General features: G+C 63.6%; 13 protein-coding genes. 9 read left to right on the forward strand and 4 right to left on the reverse strand.

Annotated elements, in window-relative coordinates; genetic code table 11:
- Positions 1 to 34: 34 nt before the first annotated feature.
- Positions 35 to 841 carry an SRPBCC family protein gene (locus AC0L2B_RS06450; RefSeq protein WP_473744641.1) on the reverse strand — a complete coding sequence of 269 codons (807 nt, stop codon included), beginning with the start codon at positions 839 to 841 and terminating at the stop codon, positions 35 to 37.
- 441 nt (positions 842 to 1,282) lie between these two features.
- On the opposite strand from AC0L2B_RS06450, the gene AC0L2B_RS06455 reads away from it, so the two are divergent.
- Positions 1,283 to 2,302, forward strand: a complete 1,020-nt coding sequence (locus AC0L2B_RS06455; RefSeq protein WP_473744642.1) for an isopenicillin N synthase family dioxygenase — start codon at positions 1,283 to 1,285, stop codon at positions 2,300 to 2,302.
- Positions 2,303 to 2,636: 334 nt separating this feature from the next.
- Here the strand turns inward: AC0L2B_RS06455 and AC0L2B_RS06460 are convergent, their stop codons facing one another.
- The gene (locus AC0L2B_RS06460; protein WP_473744643.1) at positions 2,637 to 3,437 is read right to left on the reverse strand and encodes an IclR family transcriptional regulator; all 801 of its coding nucleotides are present in this window, start codon (positions 3,435 to 3,437) and stop codon (positions 2,637 to 2,639) included.
- Positions 3,438 to 3,678: 241 nt separating this feature from the next.
- On the opposite strand from AC0L2B_RS06460, the gene AC0L2B_RS06465 reads away from it, so the two are divergent.
- The 4 genes from AC0L2B_RS06465 to AC0L2B_RS06480 are packed head-to-tail and all read left to right on the forward strand — an operon-like array spanning position 3,679 to position 8,189.
- Positions 3,679 to 4,731, forward strand: a complete 1,053-nt coding sequence (locus tag AC0L2B_RS06465) for a substrate-binding domain-containing protein (protein WP_473744644.1) — start codon at positions 3,679 to 3,681, stop codon at positions 4,729 to 4,731.
- Positions 4,732 to 4,750: 19 nt separating this feature from the next.
- Entirely contained in the window at positions 4,751 to 6,259 is a 1,509-nt protein-coding gene (locus AC0L2B_RS06470; protein WP_473512545.1) for a sugar ABC transporter ATP-binding protein, read from the forward strand.
- 5 nt (positions 6,260 to 6,264) lie between these two features.
- Positions 6,265 to 7,221 carry an ABC transporter permease gene (locus AC0L2B_RS06475; RefSeq protein ID WP_473493159.1) on the forward strand — a complete coding sequence of 319 codons (957 nt, stop codon included), beginning with the start codon at positions 6,265 to 6,267 and terminating at the stop codon, positions 7,219 to 7,221.
- The gene (locus AC0L2B_RS06480) at positions 7,218 to 8,189 is read left to right on the forward strand and encodes an ABC transporter permease (protein WP_208602530.1); all 972 of its coding nucleotides are present in this window, start codon (positions 7,218 to 7,220) and stop codon (positions 8,187 to 8,189) included. Before AC0L2B_RS06475 ends, AC0L2B_RS06480 begins: the two co-directional genes overlap by 4 nt.
- Here the strand turns inward: AC0L2B_RS06480 and AC0L2B_RS06485 are convergent.
- Positions 8,163 to 9,104, reverse strand: coding sequence for an amidohydrolase family protein (locus tag AC0L2B_RS06485; RefSeq protein ID WP_473744645.1), 942 nt, complete (start codon positions 9,102 to 9,104; stop codon positions 8,163 to 8,165). The genes AC0L2B_RS06480 and AC0L2B_RS06485 overlap by 27 nt on opposite strands.
- 77 nt (positions 9,105 to 9,181) lie before the next feature.
- Between AC0L2B_RS06485 and AC0L2B_RS06490 the strand changes: the two genes are divergently transcribed.
- The 4 genes from AC0L2B_RS06490 to AC0L2B_RS06505 are packed head-to-tail and all read left to right on the forward strand — an operon-like array spanning position 9,182 to position 13,144.
- Complete coding sequence (locus AC0L2B_RS06490) at positions 9,182 to 10,501, forward strand: alanine racemase (RefSeq protein ID WP_473744646.1); 1,320 nt, start codon at positions 9,182 to 9,184, stop codon at positions 10,499 to 10,501.
- Between the two features lie 44 nt (positions 10,502 to 10,545).
- On the forward strand, positions 10,546 to 10,890 hold the full coding sequence (locus AC0L2B_RS06495; RefSeq protein WP_473493134.1) for a RidA family protein: 345 nt from the start codon (positions 10,546 to 10,548) through the stop codon (positions 10,888 to 10,890).
- Between the two features lie 9 nt (positions 10,891 to 10,899).
- Entirely contained in the window at positions 10,900 to 11,910 is a 1,011-nt protein-coding gene (locus AC0L2B_RS06500) for a succinylglutamate desuccinylase/aspartoacylase family protein (RefSeq protein WP_473744647.1), read from the forward strand.
- Between the two features lie 55 nt (positions 11,911 to 11,965).
- A complete protein-coding gene (locus tag AC0L2B_RS06505; protein ID WP_473744648.1) occupies positions 11,966 to 13,144 on the forward strand; it encodes a hypothetical protein in 1,179 nt (392 codons plus the stop codon).
- 75 nt (positions 13,145 to 13,219) lie between these two features.
- Here AC0L2B_RS06505 and AC0L2B_RS06510 read toward each other — a convergent pair.
- Positions 13,220 to 15,676: AfsR/SARP family transcriptional regulator (locus AC0L2B_RS06510; protein ID WP_473744649.1), on the reverse strand; the 2,457-nt coding region annotated here is incomplete at its 5' end.

Genomic DNA, 15,676 nt, shown 5'->3' on the forward strand with positions numbered 1-15,676 from the left:
CCGACCTTCTGGCCGGCCGATCCAGAAGCATCCGTCAGCCCGGATGCTTGAAGGTTTCGCCAAACCAGTTTCGCCACTTGGGCTCGCCCTCGACGGCGCGCTGTTCGGCGTCGTCGCCATAAAGATACAATGCCATGCTGGCGTTTGCGCTGCCATCGATATCATAGGTTCCGATCAGGGCAATGCCGGGAGCAGGTGCAGTCAGGCGCAGCGCGATGAAGCGCTGCTTGTCGTCCTGCCGCACGCGTTCGACTATGCCGGATAGTCTCTCCGGCTGCAGCGGGCCATTCCGCTGCTCGCCGACATTTGCGCCGGCCAGTCCGAGCGTCTCGGTAAGTTGCCTCCAAATCGAGAGCTGGTCGGCCTTCGTGCTGGCCATGACGCTGAAGCTGGCGGCGTTTTCGCCAGCGAAGTGCGAAAGGTAAATGCGCAGCACCTCGAAAAAGCCGGGCCAGCCGCTCTCGAACCCTTCCAACTGATCATCCCAATCGTCGGTCGAGGCAAACAGCGAATGGACCATGCGGACGACGCAACGATCACCCGACCGGCTGGTCACGGTGATCTCCGTTGCGACAGGCGGCGCGCCTTCGCTCCAGTCGCGTTCGACATAGCCGAAACGGAACGGCGGCTCCCAAATCGTCACTTCGCCGGTGGACGCGCCATTGGGACCGAAGTCGAAATGAAGCCTGCCGCCGACATGCTCGTCGATCGTGGTTTTTGTGAACCAGGCAGTGTTGCCGGGACCCGTCGCAATGGCCCGCCACACCTGCTCGGGTGTGCCGGGCGTAATGAACTCCATCTCGACCCAATGCTTTCCGGTTTCATCTTTCTTGATCGGCATGGGAACTCCTTTCAGGATTTGGCGTCCTCACAGTCGGGGCCGGGTGCGGTACGACGCCACTACGAGCCGATGCGGCCGCCAAAGCTCAAGCATACCCATTTTCGTATTGACAAAATATTTTGTCAAGACGCGCGCTGATGGCTGAAAGCGGCTATGGCGCGTCGTCGCCGTGTCGTGTGATCTGAGCGTTCGCAATCGAGCCGAATTCATGAAGAGAGGGCGAACCTGAGACCGCAGAACTCTTAATGCAATGACATTGCAGCGCCTGGCCGTGAGTGTGCCATGGAACAGCCGTTCGGAAGTTATTTGCCTGCCGCCGCCAAACGCAGCGCTGACTTTCCGCCAATGGCATCGAGATTGGATCGAGCGTTGCTTTGATCGCAACAACCTGCGTGTCACCGTAAAGGCCTGAACCAAGCCTGAGGCAGGAGGAGGTTGACCATGGCCAGGATTGTACCCGTGCTCGATCTCAGCCGTCTCGAACAGGGCGCGTCGGAGCGTCGGACCTTTCTGTTCGATCTGCGCACGGCGGCCCGCGATGTCGGCTTCTTCTATCTCAGCGGCCATGGAATTTCGGCTGTGGAGATCGACGAGGTGCTCGACGGCTCGCGGCGGTTCTTTGCCTTGCCGGAAGCCGACAAGCTGGCCATCGAAATGGTCAAGTCCCCGCAATTCCGCGGCTACACGCGCACCGGTGGCGAACTGACCAGGGGCAAGGCCGATTGGCGCGAACAGCTCGACATCGGCGTCGAGCGTCGACCCATACCAAAGGGGCCGGGCATTCCTGCCTGGACGCGGCTGCAAGGGCCGAACCAATGGCCTTCGGCCCTGCCGCAACTCAAGCCGGCACTGCTGGCATGGCAGACCAGGGCGACGGCGGTGGCAGTCCGCCTGCTGAAGGCCTTCGCGCTGTCGCTCGACCAGGCCGAGGATGCTTTCGATCCGATCTATAGCGGTGAGCCCAACCATCGCATGAAGATCGTGCGCTATCCCGGGCGCGACACAACCGGCGGCGACCAGGGTGTCGGCGCACACAAGGACGGCGGTTTCCTGACGCTCCTGCTTCAGGACGACAACAAGGGGCTGCAGGTCGAATATGACGGAAGCTGGGTGAATGTGGATCCGATCCCCGGAACGCTGGTGGTCAACATCGGCGAACTCCTCGAACTGGCATCGAACGGCTATCTCAGGGCAACGGTTCACCGTGTCGTGACGCCGCCGGCCGGTGTCGAGCGGATTTCCGTTCCGTTTTTCTTCAGCGCCCGGCTCGACGCGACGATCCCGCTGCTGACCCTGCCTGAAGAACTGGCTGCCGAGGCGCGCGGACCGGCGAGCGATCCGGACAATCCGCTGTTTCGCGACGTCGGCACCAATGTGCTGAAAAGTCGCCTGCGCTCGCATCCCGACGTGGCGCGCCGGCACTATGCCGATCTCCTTGAGACAAGGGCATCACCCGGCTGAAGACGTCAGAGCAAATAGAGCAGGAATTTTCGCTATCCCGCCGGCTTTTGGAATTTTGTTCGTCCCCAACCCGCTCAAACAAGCTCAAACAGGCAACACCGTTCGGCGGTTTCCTCCCATTCCCCTGAACGGCGTTCCCCTCTGAAGGTTGTAACCTTCTTTTGACCGGGCCGTATTCGAGCCCGGCCATTTTTTTCCGCGCTCCCTTGGCGAAGGCGCCAGAGCCGATTCTTCAAAAAGCGCGTCATAAGGAATTCACGCGACGCGCTTTAAGTTCTTTGTTTTTATGCATGTCGTCATCCCAAAACCGCTGCGCACTTTTGGGCGAAATGCGTTAGCTTCCCGCCAACGACAATCCACGGGCGCGTTCGCACAGCAGGGCAAGCAATTCGCTGCGCCGCGCTTCCGGTGTGTCGACCGGCAACACGAAGCAAAGAGTCTTGTTGATGGCGCCGTAGCTATCGCGGATGGGCGCGGCCATGCACCACGTGAAGCGGTCGGCGAGGGCGACGGTCTCGCTGAAACCTTGCCGGCGGGCCAGGGCGACATCGCTGAAGAATTCGGCTGGCGCAATGACGCGGCCGTCGGGCAGCTTGTAGTCGCCAGGCGGGATGAAGTCCTTCAGCTCTTCCTCGCTCATATGGCCGAGCAGGAGCCGCCCGGACGCCGTCCAAGGGATCGGCACCTCGACCCCGACATCACTTGAAATCCGGAACGGGCCGGATGAATCCCGGCAATCGAGAACGATATATTTGTTTCCGCGCAGGCCGCACAGTTGCACGGTCTCGCCAGTCTCCGCCGCCATCTTGTCCAGCGTCTCGATAATGCGCCGGTAGTGGGCGTTGTGATGCGAGTAGGCCCAGCCGAACAGATGCATAGCCCGACCGAAATAGACGTAGCCTTCCGTCCCGACGGTTTCGAGCATTTCGGCTTCGAGCAGGCTGTTGACGATTTCGTAAGTGGTCGAACGCGGTGCGCCGATCATCTTGGCGATGTCGCCGACGCGCATCGGCGCGCGGTGCCGCAAAAGCGCTTCCAGCAGCATGATGACGCGGTCGATGCCGCGGCGGCGTTCGCCATTGCGCGGCTCGGCGCCGGCTTCCGTTTCGATCAGACCAGTAGCTCCATCGCTCATGTCGGCCGCATCCGCGTAAAAATCAATTCGGCCCTCGTCTCAAGACGCTTGAAAGATGTCAAGGCTCAGTCTAGCATCCCATTTGTCTGATATACAGACCAATTGTCTGAAATATCAGACAATAACGAGCCAGGCGCAGAACGTTCTGACGAGAAAAACAGGCGGTTTCCGGATGCGGCAACCGGCGGGTTTTCTCGTCCGGACCCCGCACGTCCAGGCATAACCTCAGAAGGGAACAATCATGACGAAATCATCGTTTTTCGCATCCGCCAGCGCCCTTTGCCTCGGTCTCCTACTAAGCCTCGGCGCCGGTTCGCAGGCCAATGCGGCCGCCAAATGCATCAAGGGTGACCGCAAGGCGCCGTACACGATCGGCTGGGCCAACATTTATTCAGTGCCGACCTGGATGAAGCAGACACAGGGCACGATCGAAGCCGAGGTCGAGACCCTGAAGAAGCAGGGGCTGGTCGACAAGCTTGTCGTAACCGACGCCCAGGGCGACGCAAACGTCCAGATCCAGCAGATCCAGTCGATGATCGATTCCGACGTTGACGCCATCATCCTGATTGCCGGCTCGTCGACCGCGCCGGCGCGTGTGCTGGCGGATGCCTGCGCCAAGGGCATCGCCATCATCAACTTCGACAGCCTCGTCGACACCGACCAGGTGACCGCCAAGGTCAACACCGATTCCGCCCAGTGGGGCGATCAGGCGGCCAAGTTCCTGATCGACGCGATCGGCGGCAAGGGCAAGATCCTCATCCTCAACGGCCCGGCCGGCGTTTCGGTCAGCGACGATCGGCGCAAAGGCGCTGACGCGGCGCTCAAGGCCCATCCTGACGTGACGGTCCTTGCCGAGACCAATACACCCTACAATGTCGCGCCCGCACAGGAAGCCGTCACCAGCCTGCTGTTCGCCAATCCCGAGATCGACGGGATACTGTCGCTCGGCGGCGCCTTGTCGGCGGGCGCGGTGCTCGCCCTCGACAAGCAGGGCCGCGAACAAGTGCCGATCACCGGCGAGAATGCCCGCCAATTCCTCGAACTCTGGAAGGAAAAGGGCCTCAAGAGCTGGGCAACCATGCAGCCGAACTGGCTCGGCGCTTTCGCCACCTACACCGCCGTCCAGGCGCTGGAAGGCAAGGATGTGCCGGCTTTTGTCAAGATCCCGCTGCCGGTGATCGACAATTCCAATATCGATCAGTACCTCGCACGGGCGGCCGACTTTCCGGCCGACGGCTATATCTATTCGCCCTACGACGAGGAGTTGTTCAAGAAAGTTCTGGCTGAGCAATAAGCCTGAAAGGTCGCAGAAAGTGCTGGCCACGGCTCCGCTTCTTGCCGCGCGGGGGGTGTCGAAGTCCTTCTTCGGCAATCCCGTCCTGCGCGATGTTTCCATCGCTCTCCAGCCGGGCCGCGTGCATGCGCTGCTCGGCGAGAACGGCGCCGGAAAGTCGACGCTGATCAACCTTTTGTCCGGTGCCTTGCGCCCGGACGGCGGGGCGATCGAGGTCGATGGGCGCCCGGTGTCGCGCATGAGCCCTGCCTATGCGCAACAGGCAGGGATTGCCGTCGTCCAGCAGGAACTCAGCCTGACGGCCAGCCTCTCCATCGCCGAGAACATCGGCCTTGGCGCCTATCCGCGCCGGTTCGGTTTGCTCGACTATCCCGAACTCGCAGTGCGGGCCAGGGCAGCATGCGATCTTGTCGGACTTCACGAACCGCTCTCGATGCCGGTCGGACAATTGTCGCTTGGCCGCCGGCAGATGGTGGAGATCGCCAAGGCGCTTTACCGCCGGCCGCGCGTGCTCATTCTCGACGAACCCACTTCGTCGCTTTCGGCAACCGAAACGAAAGTCCTGACGGACCTGTTGGAGAGGCTGCGCGGCGAGGGCATCGCCATTCTCTACATTTCGCACCGGCTGAACGAAGTCATGGCGCTGTGCCAGCACGTCACCGTCCTGAAGGACGGCACCTGCACGGCGGACCGCACCCTGGAAGGAACCGACGCCAGAGGACTGGTACGGCTGATGGTCGGGCGCGACCCCGGCGACCTCTTTCCGCATTGGCAGCCTTCGGCATCGGCTGCCAACGCCATTTCGGTTCGCAATTTTTCGGCCGGCCTGATGCGCGACGTCGATCTCGACATCAGGACGGGTGAGGTGCTTGGCATCGGAGGCCTGGTCGGGCAAGGGCAGGAAGATTTGCTGCTCGGCCTCTACGGTGCCATTCCGGCCAGGACGGCATCCGCGATCGTTAAGGGGGCTTCGGGTTTGCCCAGCGGTGTGCCGAAAGCCAACGCGCTTGGCCTCGCCTATGTCCCGGCCGACCGCAAGCGCGAGGGCCTGCACCTGATCCATTCCATCATCACCAACATGATGCTGCCCGCTTTCGCAAGACTGCCGGCGCTGAAGCTGCGCAGCCGCCGTGCCGAGCGCGAGACGGCAAGAGGTCTCGCTGCCCAGCTTGGTATCAAGGGCGACCTCGACCGGCCGGCGCAGGCCCTCTCGGGCGGCAACCAGCAGAAGGTCGCGCTGGCGAAATGGATGCCGCACGACCCGCTTGTGCTTCTCCTCAATGACCCGACGCGCGGCGTCGATGTCGAGACCAAGCGCGAAATCTACATGATGCTTCGCAACTTCGCCGCCGCCGGCAAGGCGGTCGTGCTGCTCAGTTCCGACACACCCGAACTGGTGCACCTTTGCGACCGCGTCGCGGTGGTCCGGGAGGGTCACATCGTTGCCATGCTCGAGCGCGGCGCGCTGAGCGAGGAAGCGATCGTTTCCGCCGCGATGGGCGCCGAACAGCGAAAGGTGGCGGCGTGAATACGGTGGCTCCCTCAGGGCAAGCCGGCGCTCTCTACTGGCCGGTTCAACTGCGCCGCAATGTCGGCGTGCGCAGCCTGTTCGCCGTGGTTATGGCGTTCCTCGTCGCCTATGGCTTCCTCTTTCCTGGCCTCTTGACCGCTTCCGGCTTCGCCAAATTCACCCAGAGCTGGTTTCCGCTGGCGCTGGTCGCCATGGCCCAAGCGATCCTCATGCTCACTGGTGGCATCAGCCTGGCGATCGGCGCAATGGTCAGCCTGGGCGCGGTGATCGCCGCGACGACGATGACCGGGCCGCTGGGCGTAGCCGGCGGTGCCGCTGCGGTGGCGCTGACCGGTGTCGGCATCGGTGCCGCAACCGGGTTCATTGTCGTGAAACTTCGGTTGCCGGCGATCGTGGTGACGCTCGCCGGCTCCTTCATCATCGGCGGTGCTGCGCTGCTCATCCTGCCGAGACCCGGCGGCGCCATTCCGGAATGGCTGTCGGACCTGCTTGCCGGCAACACGCCCGCAGCCTTCGTGCTGCTGATGCTCATAGTCCTTCTGTGGAAGCTCTATCTCGCCACGCCGCTTGGTTTGAGCCTCTATGCTGCCGGCGAGAATCCCGTCGGCGCCTATCGCTCCGGCGTGCCGGTCGATGGCGCACGGATAGCGGCTTACGCGATCAGTGGCCTGCTTTGCACAGGCGCCGGTCTGTTCGTTGCCGCGCAAACGGGTTCGGGTGATCCGGTCATCGGCACGGCCTTCACGCTGAATTCCATCGCCGCCGCCGTGCTCGGCGGCATCGGCTTCCTCGGCGGTCAAGGCACGATGCGCGGCGCTCTTGCCGGCAGCCTGCTGCTCAGCCTGATGATCAGTGTGATGTTCTTCCTCGGCTTCACGCCGGTCGCCCAGTATGTCGCACAAGGCCTCATCATCATCGGGGCGGTCGCCACCCCGCAATTCCGCAAGGTGCAGCAATGACAGCATGGAAAGAGAGCGCAGGCGGCAGGCGCGCCCTGACAATCCTGCGCAGCCGGCCTTTTCTCACCGTTGCCATCGTTGCCGCGGTGTGGATCGTCGCGAGCTTCGTTTCGCGTGGCTTCGGCGCCTATGGCCATTTGCGCTATCTGGTCGAACTGGCCGCGGTAATTGGCTTGGTTGCGGCGGGCCAGACCTTCGTGGTGATTGCCGGTGGCATCGACCTTTCCGTCGCGGCTATCGTCACAGTGAGCGCCGTCAGCCTGCCGCTGCTGTCGTGGCAGGGGGATCCGACCGGGCTCACCGCCGTCCTTGCCGTCCTTGCGTTGACGACGACAATCGGTCTGGTGAACGGGCTGGGCGTGGCGCTGTTGCGCGTCCATCCGATGATCATGACCCTGGCCATGGCGACATTCCTGCAGGGTCTGCTGATCATCATCGCCGGCGGCAGCGCCGTGACCGCCGAAAACCCGCTGGTCCGCTGGCTCGGCAATGCGCGGCCGGCCGGTATTCCCGCAGGTGTGCTCTTGTGGGTGGCCGTCTCCGTGATCGTTCTGGCCGCAATGCATGCCACATCCTTTGGCGCACGGCTCTTCGCCATGGGCGCCAATCCGCTCGCCGCGGCACTGTCGGGGGTTCCAGTAACCTCGACGACGCTGGCGGTCTACGGCATCAGCGGCTTCAATTCAGGGCTTGCGGGCGTGCTGGTGCTCGGCATGAACGGGCAAGGCTATGTCGGGATCGGCGATCCCTATCTGCTCGCCTCGATTGCGGCCGTGGTGCTCGGCGGCACCTCGATCCTCGGCGGGCTCGGCACCTATGCCGGCACCATCCCCGGCGCCATCCTGCTGGTCACGATTACGGCTCTCATAACCGTCGTCAACGCATCGCCGGGCTGGCGCAGCATCCTGTTCGGTTCGCTGATCCTGGGGCTGCTGCTTCTCTCAGGCAGGGAGCAGGCCCGCCGATGACATATCGTCAAGCCGGTAGATGCGCCTTGCGTTGCCGAAGAACAGCGCCGTCTGCTCGTCTGCGGAAAGCTCCCCGGCAATGGCCTTGAAGCTGTCATATACTGCATCGAACGACGCGTGCAGACCGGCCACCGGGAAGTCACTCCCGAACATCGCGCGCCGCGTGCCGAAACAGTCGATGCAATGCATGACAACCGGCTTCAGGCTGTCGAGCGTCCAGTCATGATCGTAGGCGACCAGATCCGATATCTTGATGGCGACGTTGTCACACTGGGACAAACGCCGAACCCCTTCGCGCCACGCCCGCATTCCGTCGGCGTCGCGATCGATCGGGCTGCCGCAGTGGTTGAGGACGAACTGCTGGTTCGGATAGGCCGCTGCAAGGCGCGCTGCACCGGCGAGCTGGCGCGGAAACACCATCAGGTCGAAAACCAGCCGGTGGCCGGCAAGCAGCGCCAGGCCGGCGCGCCAAGCTGGGTCGTCCATGATGTCATCACGGGCAGCGAAACGGCGGGCGGGATCGGGATCCCAGCTCAGTATGTCGCGCACGCCGACGACACGGTCGAATGCCGCCTGCGCCTCGACCAGCGCCGGCGCTTGGCGGTTCGCCAGCGGGACGTGAACGACGTAGCGGGCGGCCACGCCCCGCGACTTGTCGAGCGTTTCAAGCCATCGCGTTTCGCCGACGCAGTCATCCCCGGCCCAACCGGCCTCGACATGAACGGTGGCGACGACATTGTGCCGGCTTGCGTCGCGCAAATAATCCTCAGGAAGATAGTTTCGCCGCAAGGGGCCCAGCTCGCCCAGGCCGCCGCGTTCGCCAGCCGTTGTGGCGAGCCAGGGATGGCGGCCGAGGCCGAGATCCCAAAGATGATGGTGGGCATCGATGATCGGTCCGGAGTAAGGCTTTGGCACGCATCTCTCTCATGCTGTGGCCGGCATCGGAAATCGAACCGGACTTCATCCTGCGAAGGCGAAAGGACTAGCATCGGATGACCGAAAACTCACCCGTACTGTCGCTCGCGACCCGTGAAAATTTCCTGCTCGACGATCGCATCCGCGGCGTGCCGCCCGGCACCTTCGGGCTGGACAGCAGCCTTGTCGCATCTGAGCGCTGGCATCCGGCTGACGGGCGCATGTCGTTGCCGGTGTTGACCCTCGACGAGGAGGCCTTCATCGCCAATAGTGATCTGTTTCTGCGCTACGCGCGCGAACAGGGCGCGATGATCGCGCCGCATGCCAAAACCCCGATGGCGCCAGACCTTGCTCGATCGTTGGTAGAAGCCGGAGCATGGAGCACGACCGTCGCGGATATTAGGCAGGCCGCAGTGATGCTCAGGGCCGGCCTCACACGGCTGATCATCGCCAACGAGGTTGGTGGATCAGGCGGTGCGAACCGGCTCGCGGCGCTGGTTGGCGCCTGGCCAGGCGTCGAGCTCTTCGTCTTCGCCGACTCGATCGCCGCCGTGAATGCGCTTGCCGAAGCCTGGCGGGCCAATGCGACGCTGCCGCCGTTGCGCGTGATCGTCGACCTCGGTGCGGGGAGGGCAGGCGCGCGGACCACGACGCAAGCCGAGGCGATCGCCGATGCAGTTGATGCGGCCGGCGGACGGCTGCTGATCGCCGGCGTCGCAGCCTACGAAGGTGCCGCGGCGCAACCCGATCCTGGCCGCACTGATGCGGCGATCTCGGCTCTGCTGGCGATGACCGCCGACATGTTCCTGCGGCTGCGCGCCCGCGTCGGCGGCGACGTGCCGCTGGTCGTCACGGCCGGCGGCTCTGTGTTCTTCGACAAAGTGGTCGCAGCACTTTCGCCCACCGTTTCCAGGGACAGCAATGCGACGCTGGTGTTGCGCAGCGGCGCCATCTTCTTCCACGACCATGGCATCTATGACCGCTCGCTTGTTGCACTCGATGCCCGCAAGGGTTTTGCGGTCGGCGGCGTCGGTGCTTCCGCACGAAATTCGTTTCGTCCGGCTTTGCGCCTGTGGGCCGAGGTGCTGTCGCGGCCGGAGGCCGGCCTTGCGATATGCGGCATGGGCATGCGCGACGTGTCGTTCGATCAGGGCTTTCCGATGGTGCTCGCGGTCTTCCGGGCCGGGAAGCCGCTGCCGATACCACGCGCCGAGGTCTTCAAGCTCAACGACCAGCACGCCTTCCTGACAATCGCGCCGGGCGACGACATTGCCGTTGGCGACGTCGTTGAATTCGGCATCTCCCATCCCTGCACCTGCCTCGATCGCTATCGCGTGATCTTCGGCGTCGACGCGGCCGGGCATGTCCGCCACGCCTTTCCCACCTATTTCGGCTGACCGGAGCTTGCGGCGGCCCCAAAGAAACCTCGAAAGGATCCGATATGATCAAGTATTTCCAGTCCGGCTCCCGCATGTCGCAGGCGGTCGTCTATGGCGGCCTCGTCCACATCGCAGGCCAGGTAGCCGACAATCGCAAGGCCGGCATCGAAGACCAGACCAGCGATGTGCTCTCAAAGATCGAGGCGCTTTTGGTCGAGGCCGGCAGCAGCAAGTCAAAGCTTGTGGCGGTCAACGTCTTCCTGCCGCAGATCGGCGACTTCGACGCCATGAACAGCGTCTACGATGCCTGGGTGGATCCTCAACGCCTGCCGGCGCGGGCCTGCGTCGAGGCGCGTCTCGCCGATCCCGACCTCCGCATCGAGGTCACCGCGATCGCCGCCGCCTGAGTTGCCGCCATGCACACCGGCCTCACCCATACGCTCGACTTCGACCGGGACGGCAAGACATCAGGTTATCTCAGCATTCCGTTCTCGATAGACCGTTCGCCCTATTTCCAGGTCAAGGTCCCGATCTGCCTCATACGCAACGGTGAAGGCCCGTCGCTGCTTCTGATGGCCGGCAATCACGGTGACGAATATGAGGGCGAGCTGTCGCTGGCAAAGCTGATCCGCCGGCTCGATCCCAAGCGGCTCAAGGGCCGCGTCACCGTCCTGCCGATGGTGAACGCACCGGCGGTCATGGCCGCCAAACGCTGTTCGCCGCTCGATGGCGGCAATCTCAACCGCGCCTTTCCCGGCGATCCGTCGGGCGCGCCGACAAGCCGGCTTGCCAATTTCCTCGAGACGGAACTGTTTCCCCGCCACGACGTCATCTTCGATATTCATTCGGGCGGCACCTCGATGGAGCATCTTCCCACGGCGCTCATCGAGCGCAATACCGATCCCGACAGGCATGGGCGCGGGGTGGAACTGATGCGGGCGCTCGGCATGCCGTACGGGTTCGTGGCCAACAATGGTCAGGCCTCGCCAACCTCGATGGGCGCAGCCCGCCGGGCCGGTGCCATCGGCGTCAGCGGCGAGTTCGGCGGCGGCGGCACTGCCACAGTCGATACGATGGCGATTACCGCTCGCGCGATCGACAGTCTGATGGTCGCCATCGGCGTGGTCGAGGCGCCGGTTCTTTCGCCGGAGTCAAAGCCTTCGGCGCCGACGCGACTGCTCTCGCTTTCCCGGCACGGTCAGGGCCTCTTCGCCACCCGCCGCGGCTGGTTCGAACCCGCCGTCAGGCTCGGCGACGGCGTCAGCGCCGGACAATTGGCCGGCTGGTATCACGACCTGGAACGGCTCGATCTGGCCGAGGAAGCCCTGCATTTCGCCGAAGGCGGCATCGTACTTTCGCGCCGGCTGCACACGATGTGCGAGGCAGGAGATTGCCTTCTGCAGGTCGCCGAACCGGTGGAAGGCTGACAGGAAACCATCGGCGTTTGCTCACGGCGCCATTATAGAAAACCGAGGAGATTTCATGCAGCTTTCGATGTGGACCTACCCCTGGGATGTCCAGGATCTGGGCTTGGAAGCCGTCGAACGCGATCTCGTCGAGCGCGCCAGGCTCAACATGATCAGTCTCGCGACCTCCTATCATGCCGGTCGCTTCCTGCAGCCGCGCAGCCCACGCCGCAAAGCCTATTTCCCGGAGGACGGCACGATCTACTTCAAGCCAACCGCCGCCCGATGGGCCGATCTCGTGATCCAGCCGAAGGTGGCCGAAATGATCACGGAAGGTGGCGACGTTCTGGCCGAACTTATCCAACGGCGCGAGGCAGGCGGCCTCCAGGTGTCGTGCTGGACGGTCTGCCTGCACAATACCCGCCTCGGCATGCTTTATCCGCAGGCCGTCACCCGCAACGCCTTTGGCGATCCCAATTATTACAATCTCTGCCCGTCGCATCCGGATGCGCGCGCTTATGTCCGCGCGCTCGTCGCCGACGTTACGCACACTTATAAGCCGGACAGAATCGAACTTGAAAGCCCGTCCTTCATGGGCTTTGCCCATGAATACCATCATGAGAAGGATGGTGTCGGGCTGACGCCGGAAGACGACTTTCTTCTGTCGCTGTGCTTCTGTCCGTCCTGCCTCGCCCGCGCCGCTTGTGCCGGCATCGAAGGCCAGGCGGCGCGTGACCTCGTCAAGCAGTGGATTGCCGAGGCGTGCGAGCGCGCGGTGCCTGAACGGCGCTTTCCAGAATTTCCCGCAAGTGGCCTCGACACCTTTTTGCCCTGGCCGCAACTCCACGCCTATCTGTTGTGGCGGTTCGAGCCGGTGACCAGTCTTGTCGCCGAACTGCGCGAGGTTGCCGATCCGGGGACCCGTGTCCTCGTCATCGACCTGCGAGACGGCTGGCTCGGCGGCTGCGATCTGGCAGCGCTCGGCAGGGTCTGCGACGGGGCGATCCTTTGTGCCTACGACATGCAGGCCGGCGACGTGATGGGCCTGATGGCGGCGGGCCGCGCCGCCCTCGGCGCAGAGAAATTCCTCGGCGCCGGCTACCGGCTCTTCTATCCGGAAATGGCAGGCCCTGAAATCCTCGCCGCCAAGGTGAAGCCGGCGGTGGCGCCGGACGTCGACGGTATCAATTTTTACAATTACGGCCTTGTCCCCGCCGCACGGCTCGATTGGGTGCGTGCAGCACGACCTGTCTGAACAAAACGATCCGTGTGCCGCAGAGTGCGAGATATCCGGGCTAGCTGTCAGCCGGCTTTGCGCAAGACAGCGTCTTCAGCGCGTGTGCCGCACAAGATAGGGTTCGACCAAGGCGCGTATTTCCGCAGCGGGCGCCGCTTCGCCGGCGGCGCGCAGCGCCCGTTCGTAGCGTGCATAGTCGTCGACCGCGCCTTCGAAATCACCGCGCGACAGCCGCTCCCTGATCAGCGCCTTGCAGACGGGGCCGGCATCCGGATAGAGGTCCAACGCCCTCAAATAGGTCGAGCGCGCTTCCTGGGTGTTGCCGGATGTCTCCAGCCGCTGGCCGATCCGCAATCCAAGATCGACCAGATCGCGACGCACTTTTTCAGCGGCGGCGAACGACCAGAAGCTGGCTCGCTCGTGCAGAAACAGCGGACCGGGGAATGCGAGGAAGAGCGCTTCCGCTTCCGGTCGCAGCCCGGCCGCCTCGCCATTGGCTGTCGTCACGGATTTGAGCCGTGCATCCCAGTCGGCGAGGTCGACCCAGACCTTGTCCGACGCGAGGCGAAGCTTGCCTTCGCGCTGAACGATGAGGTCGGTCCGCCCGAGCAGCTTGCGCAGCCGATGCAGCGCCTGCTCGCATGCCGCCCGCGCCTGGTCGCCGTCGAGGTCGGGCCACAGCCAGTCCTGAACGGTCTCCAGCGAACAGGTATTGTCTTTCGAGATCGCCAGTACCCGCAGGATGTCGAGAGCCTTCGTCGGTGGCTTGGCGCCGAGATTAAGAGGGTTTCCATCGAGTTCGAGCCGAAAGCCTCCGAGGACGTGGACCTTGAGCGGCCATGGCCAGGCCGCGGGCCGCCGCTGCGGCGCGTCCAATCGGCGTTCCCGGATAAGCGACCGGCAAAGCTTGGGCTCGATGCCGCGCTCAAGCGCATCGCCAAGCAGTTCGGCGAGCAATTCCGGAACGTTGAGGAGCACCATTGGCCAGCTGACGTCGCGCAGCGCCTCCATGAAGACCTTCAGCCGATCGCCGTAGCGTGGACCCTGGTCGCACAGGCTCTCCAGCGCGGCCGCTGCAAGAATGCATATTTCGGTTCGCTTGCGGGCGCCGCCATCCAGCCGCGGCAGCAGGTCGCTGAGAAGCGCGGCGGCTTCGCGCGGCTTCCTGTCGGCGAGCAGCACCTGGAACTTCGTGATGCAGTGCGCCCAGCGCTCGACCATCGGCTCGTTGGCGGCCTCGCTCGCCGCCATGAAGCGCTCGCAATCCTCATAGGCGGCCGCGAAATCGGCTTGCCTGGCATGAAGCGCGGCATAGCAATTGGCGACGATGGCGACCTGTGTGCTGAAACGGCTGTCGGCGATCTCGGCCAGGCGCTCGACCACCTGGTCGAGCTCGGCAAAGTCGTTGCGGAACTTCATCTGCATCTGAAGATGATACAGGCCACCGAACTCCACACCCTTGAGCGACTCGCGCTCACCGATGGCGATCGCCTCCCGCAACGCCGCTTCGGCCGACGGGTAGGGAAAACCCCGTCTCTTATACGGGAAGTAACGGCCGCTCTTGGCGCCAAACTCGACCAGCCACATTCCGAGCACCCAAGGCAGCACCTCCTTGTCGGTCAAATCCTCGACAACGCTGTCGACGGCCTTGGTGAACAGATCGGCCCGCATGACCGATACGGAATGCTCGATCAGCGTTTCGCTGGCAAGCAGCCGTAAGCCGCTTGGGTCGTGCTCGGGATTCCGGGTCAGCCGCTCCAGCAGTTCGGTTTCCAGCGCTTGCCCGGCCGGGCTGTTGCGGTAGTAGTCGTCGCCGAAGTTCAGCGCCCGCACCATGCCGATGCGCACCAGCATCGCTTCCTCGGAAGGCAGTTCCGGCAGGCCGCGCTCGATGATCTCGAACGCCCGGCGGGTCCAGGCCGAAAGACCCTCATAGGTGCGCCAACTGTCCGTCTTGACCAGAACCGCGCGCGACACCGTAAGACAAAGCCCGCGCAGATCGTCGGCCTCACCAAATGCTTGCCATGCCTTCGACAGCCAGTGCTCTGCCGCGGCGTCGTTCGGCATGTGGGCCACGCCCAGCCAATAGAAATGCCAGCCGTTCATGAACGCTTCCGGCAACCGGCCGGCCCATTCGATGAAGGTCGTTCGATGTCCCTGCGCCAAAACGGTCTCCGCCCGGCTCAGCATGAGTCCGCTCGCCTGGTCCCAGTCCTCTGCCTGCAAGGCGAGGTGTATGGCTTCGTCATGACGACCAGCGTCGGCGAGCACCTTTGCCGCCCTTTGTTTGAGCGACTTCTGCTCTTCTGCCGTCACACGCTGCGCGAAGCGTCGGTCGAGGAAATCCCGCAAGAGGTCGTGCAGGTGGAAAACGTCGCGGCTGTTTTCGGTTCGCGTGACCAGCAATTGCCGCCGGTAGAGCCTGTCGAGCAGCTTGCCCGCTTCGCTCGATCCGATCATCACGTCCGCCAGTTCGGCGCTGATTTCGGGCAGCAGATTGAGTTTCAGCAGCATGTCCTGGTCGGCGGCGGGAAGGGAAAGGAAGAAATG

The sequence above is a fragment of the Mesorhizobium sp. WSM4815 genome, from assembly GCF_055811575.1.

What these genes read in the sequence shown, in the direction of transcription:
- AC0L2B_RS06450 (WP_473744641.1), bottom strand. Translation starts at nt 841, where the DNA reads ATGCCGATCAAGAAAGATGAAACCGGAAAGCATTGGGTCGAGATGGAG.
- AC0L2B_RS06455 (WP_473744642.1), top strand. Translation starts at nt 1,283, where the DNA reads ATGGCCAGGATTGTACCCGTGCTCGATCTCAGCCGTCTCGAACAGGGC.
- AC0L2B_RS06460 (WP_473744643.1), bottom strand. Translation starts at nt 3,437, where the DNA reads ATGAGCGATGGAGCTACTGGTCTGATCGAAACGGAAGCCGGCGCCGAG.
- AC0L2B_RS06465 (WP_473744644.1), top strand. Translation starts at nt 3,679, where the DNA reads ATGACGAAATCATCGTTTTTCGCATCCGCCAGCGCCCTTTGCCTCGGT.
- AC0L2B_RS06480 (WP_208602530.1), top strand. Translation starts at nt 7,218, where the DNA reads ATGACAGCATGGAAAGAGAGCGCAGGCGGCAGGCGCGCCCTGACAATC.
- AC0L2B_RS06490 (WP_473744646.1), top strand. Translation starts at nt 9,182, where the DNA reads ATGACCGAAAACTCACCCGTACTGTCGCTCGCGACCCGTGAAAATTTC.
- AC0L2B_RS06495 (WP_473493134.1), top strand. Translation starts at nt 10,546, where the DNA reads ATGATCAAGTATTTCCAGTCCGGCTCCCGCATGTCGCAGGCGGTCGTC.
- AC0L2B_RS06500 (WP_473744647.1), top strand. Translation starts at nt 10,900, where the DNA reads ATGCACACCGGCCTCACCCATACGCTCGACTTCGACCGGGACGGCAAG.
- AC0L2B_RS06505 (WP_473744648.1), top strand. Translation starts at nt 11,966, where the DNA reads ATGCAGCTTTCGATGTGGACCTACCCCTGGGATGTCCAGGATCTGGGC.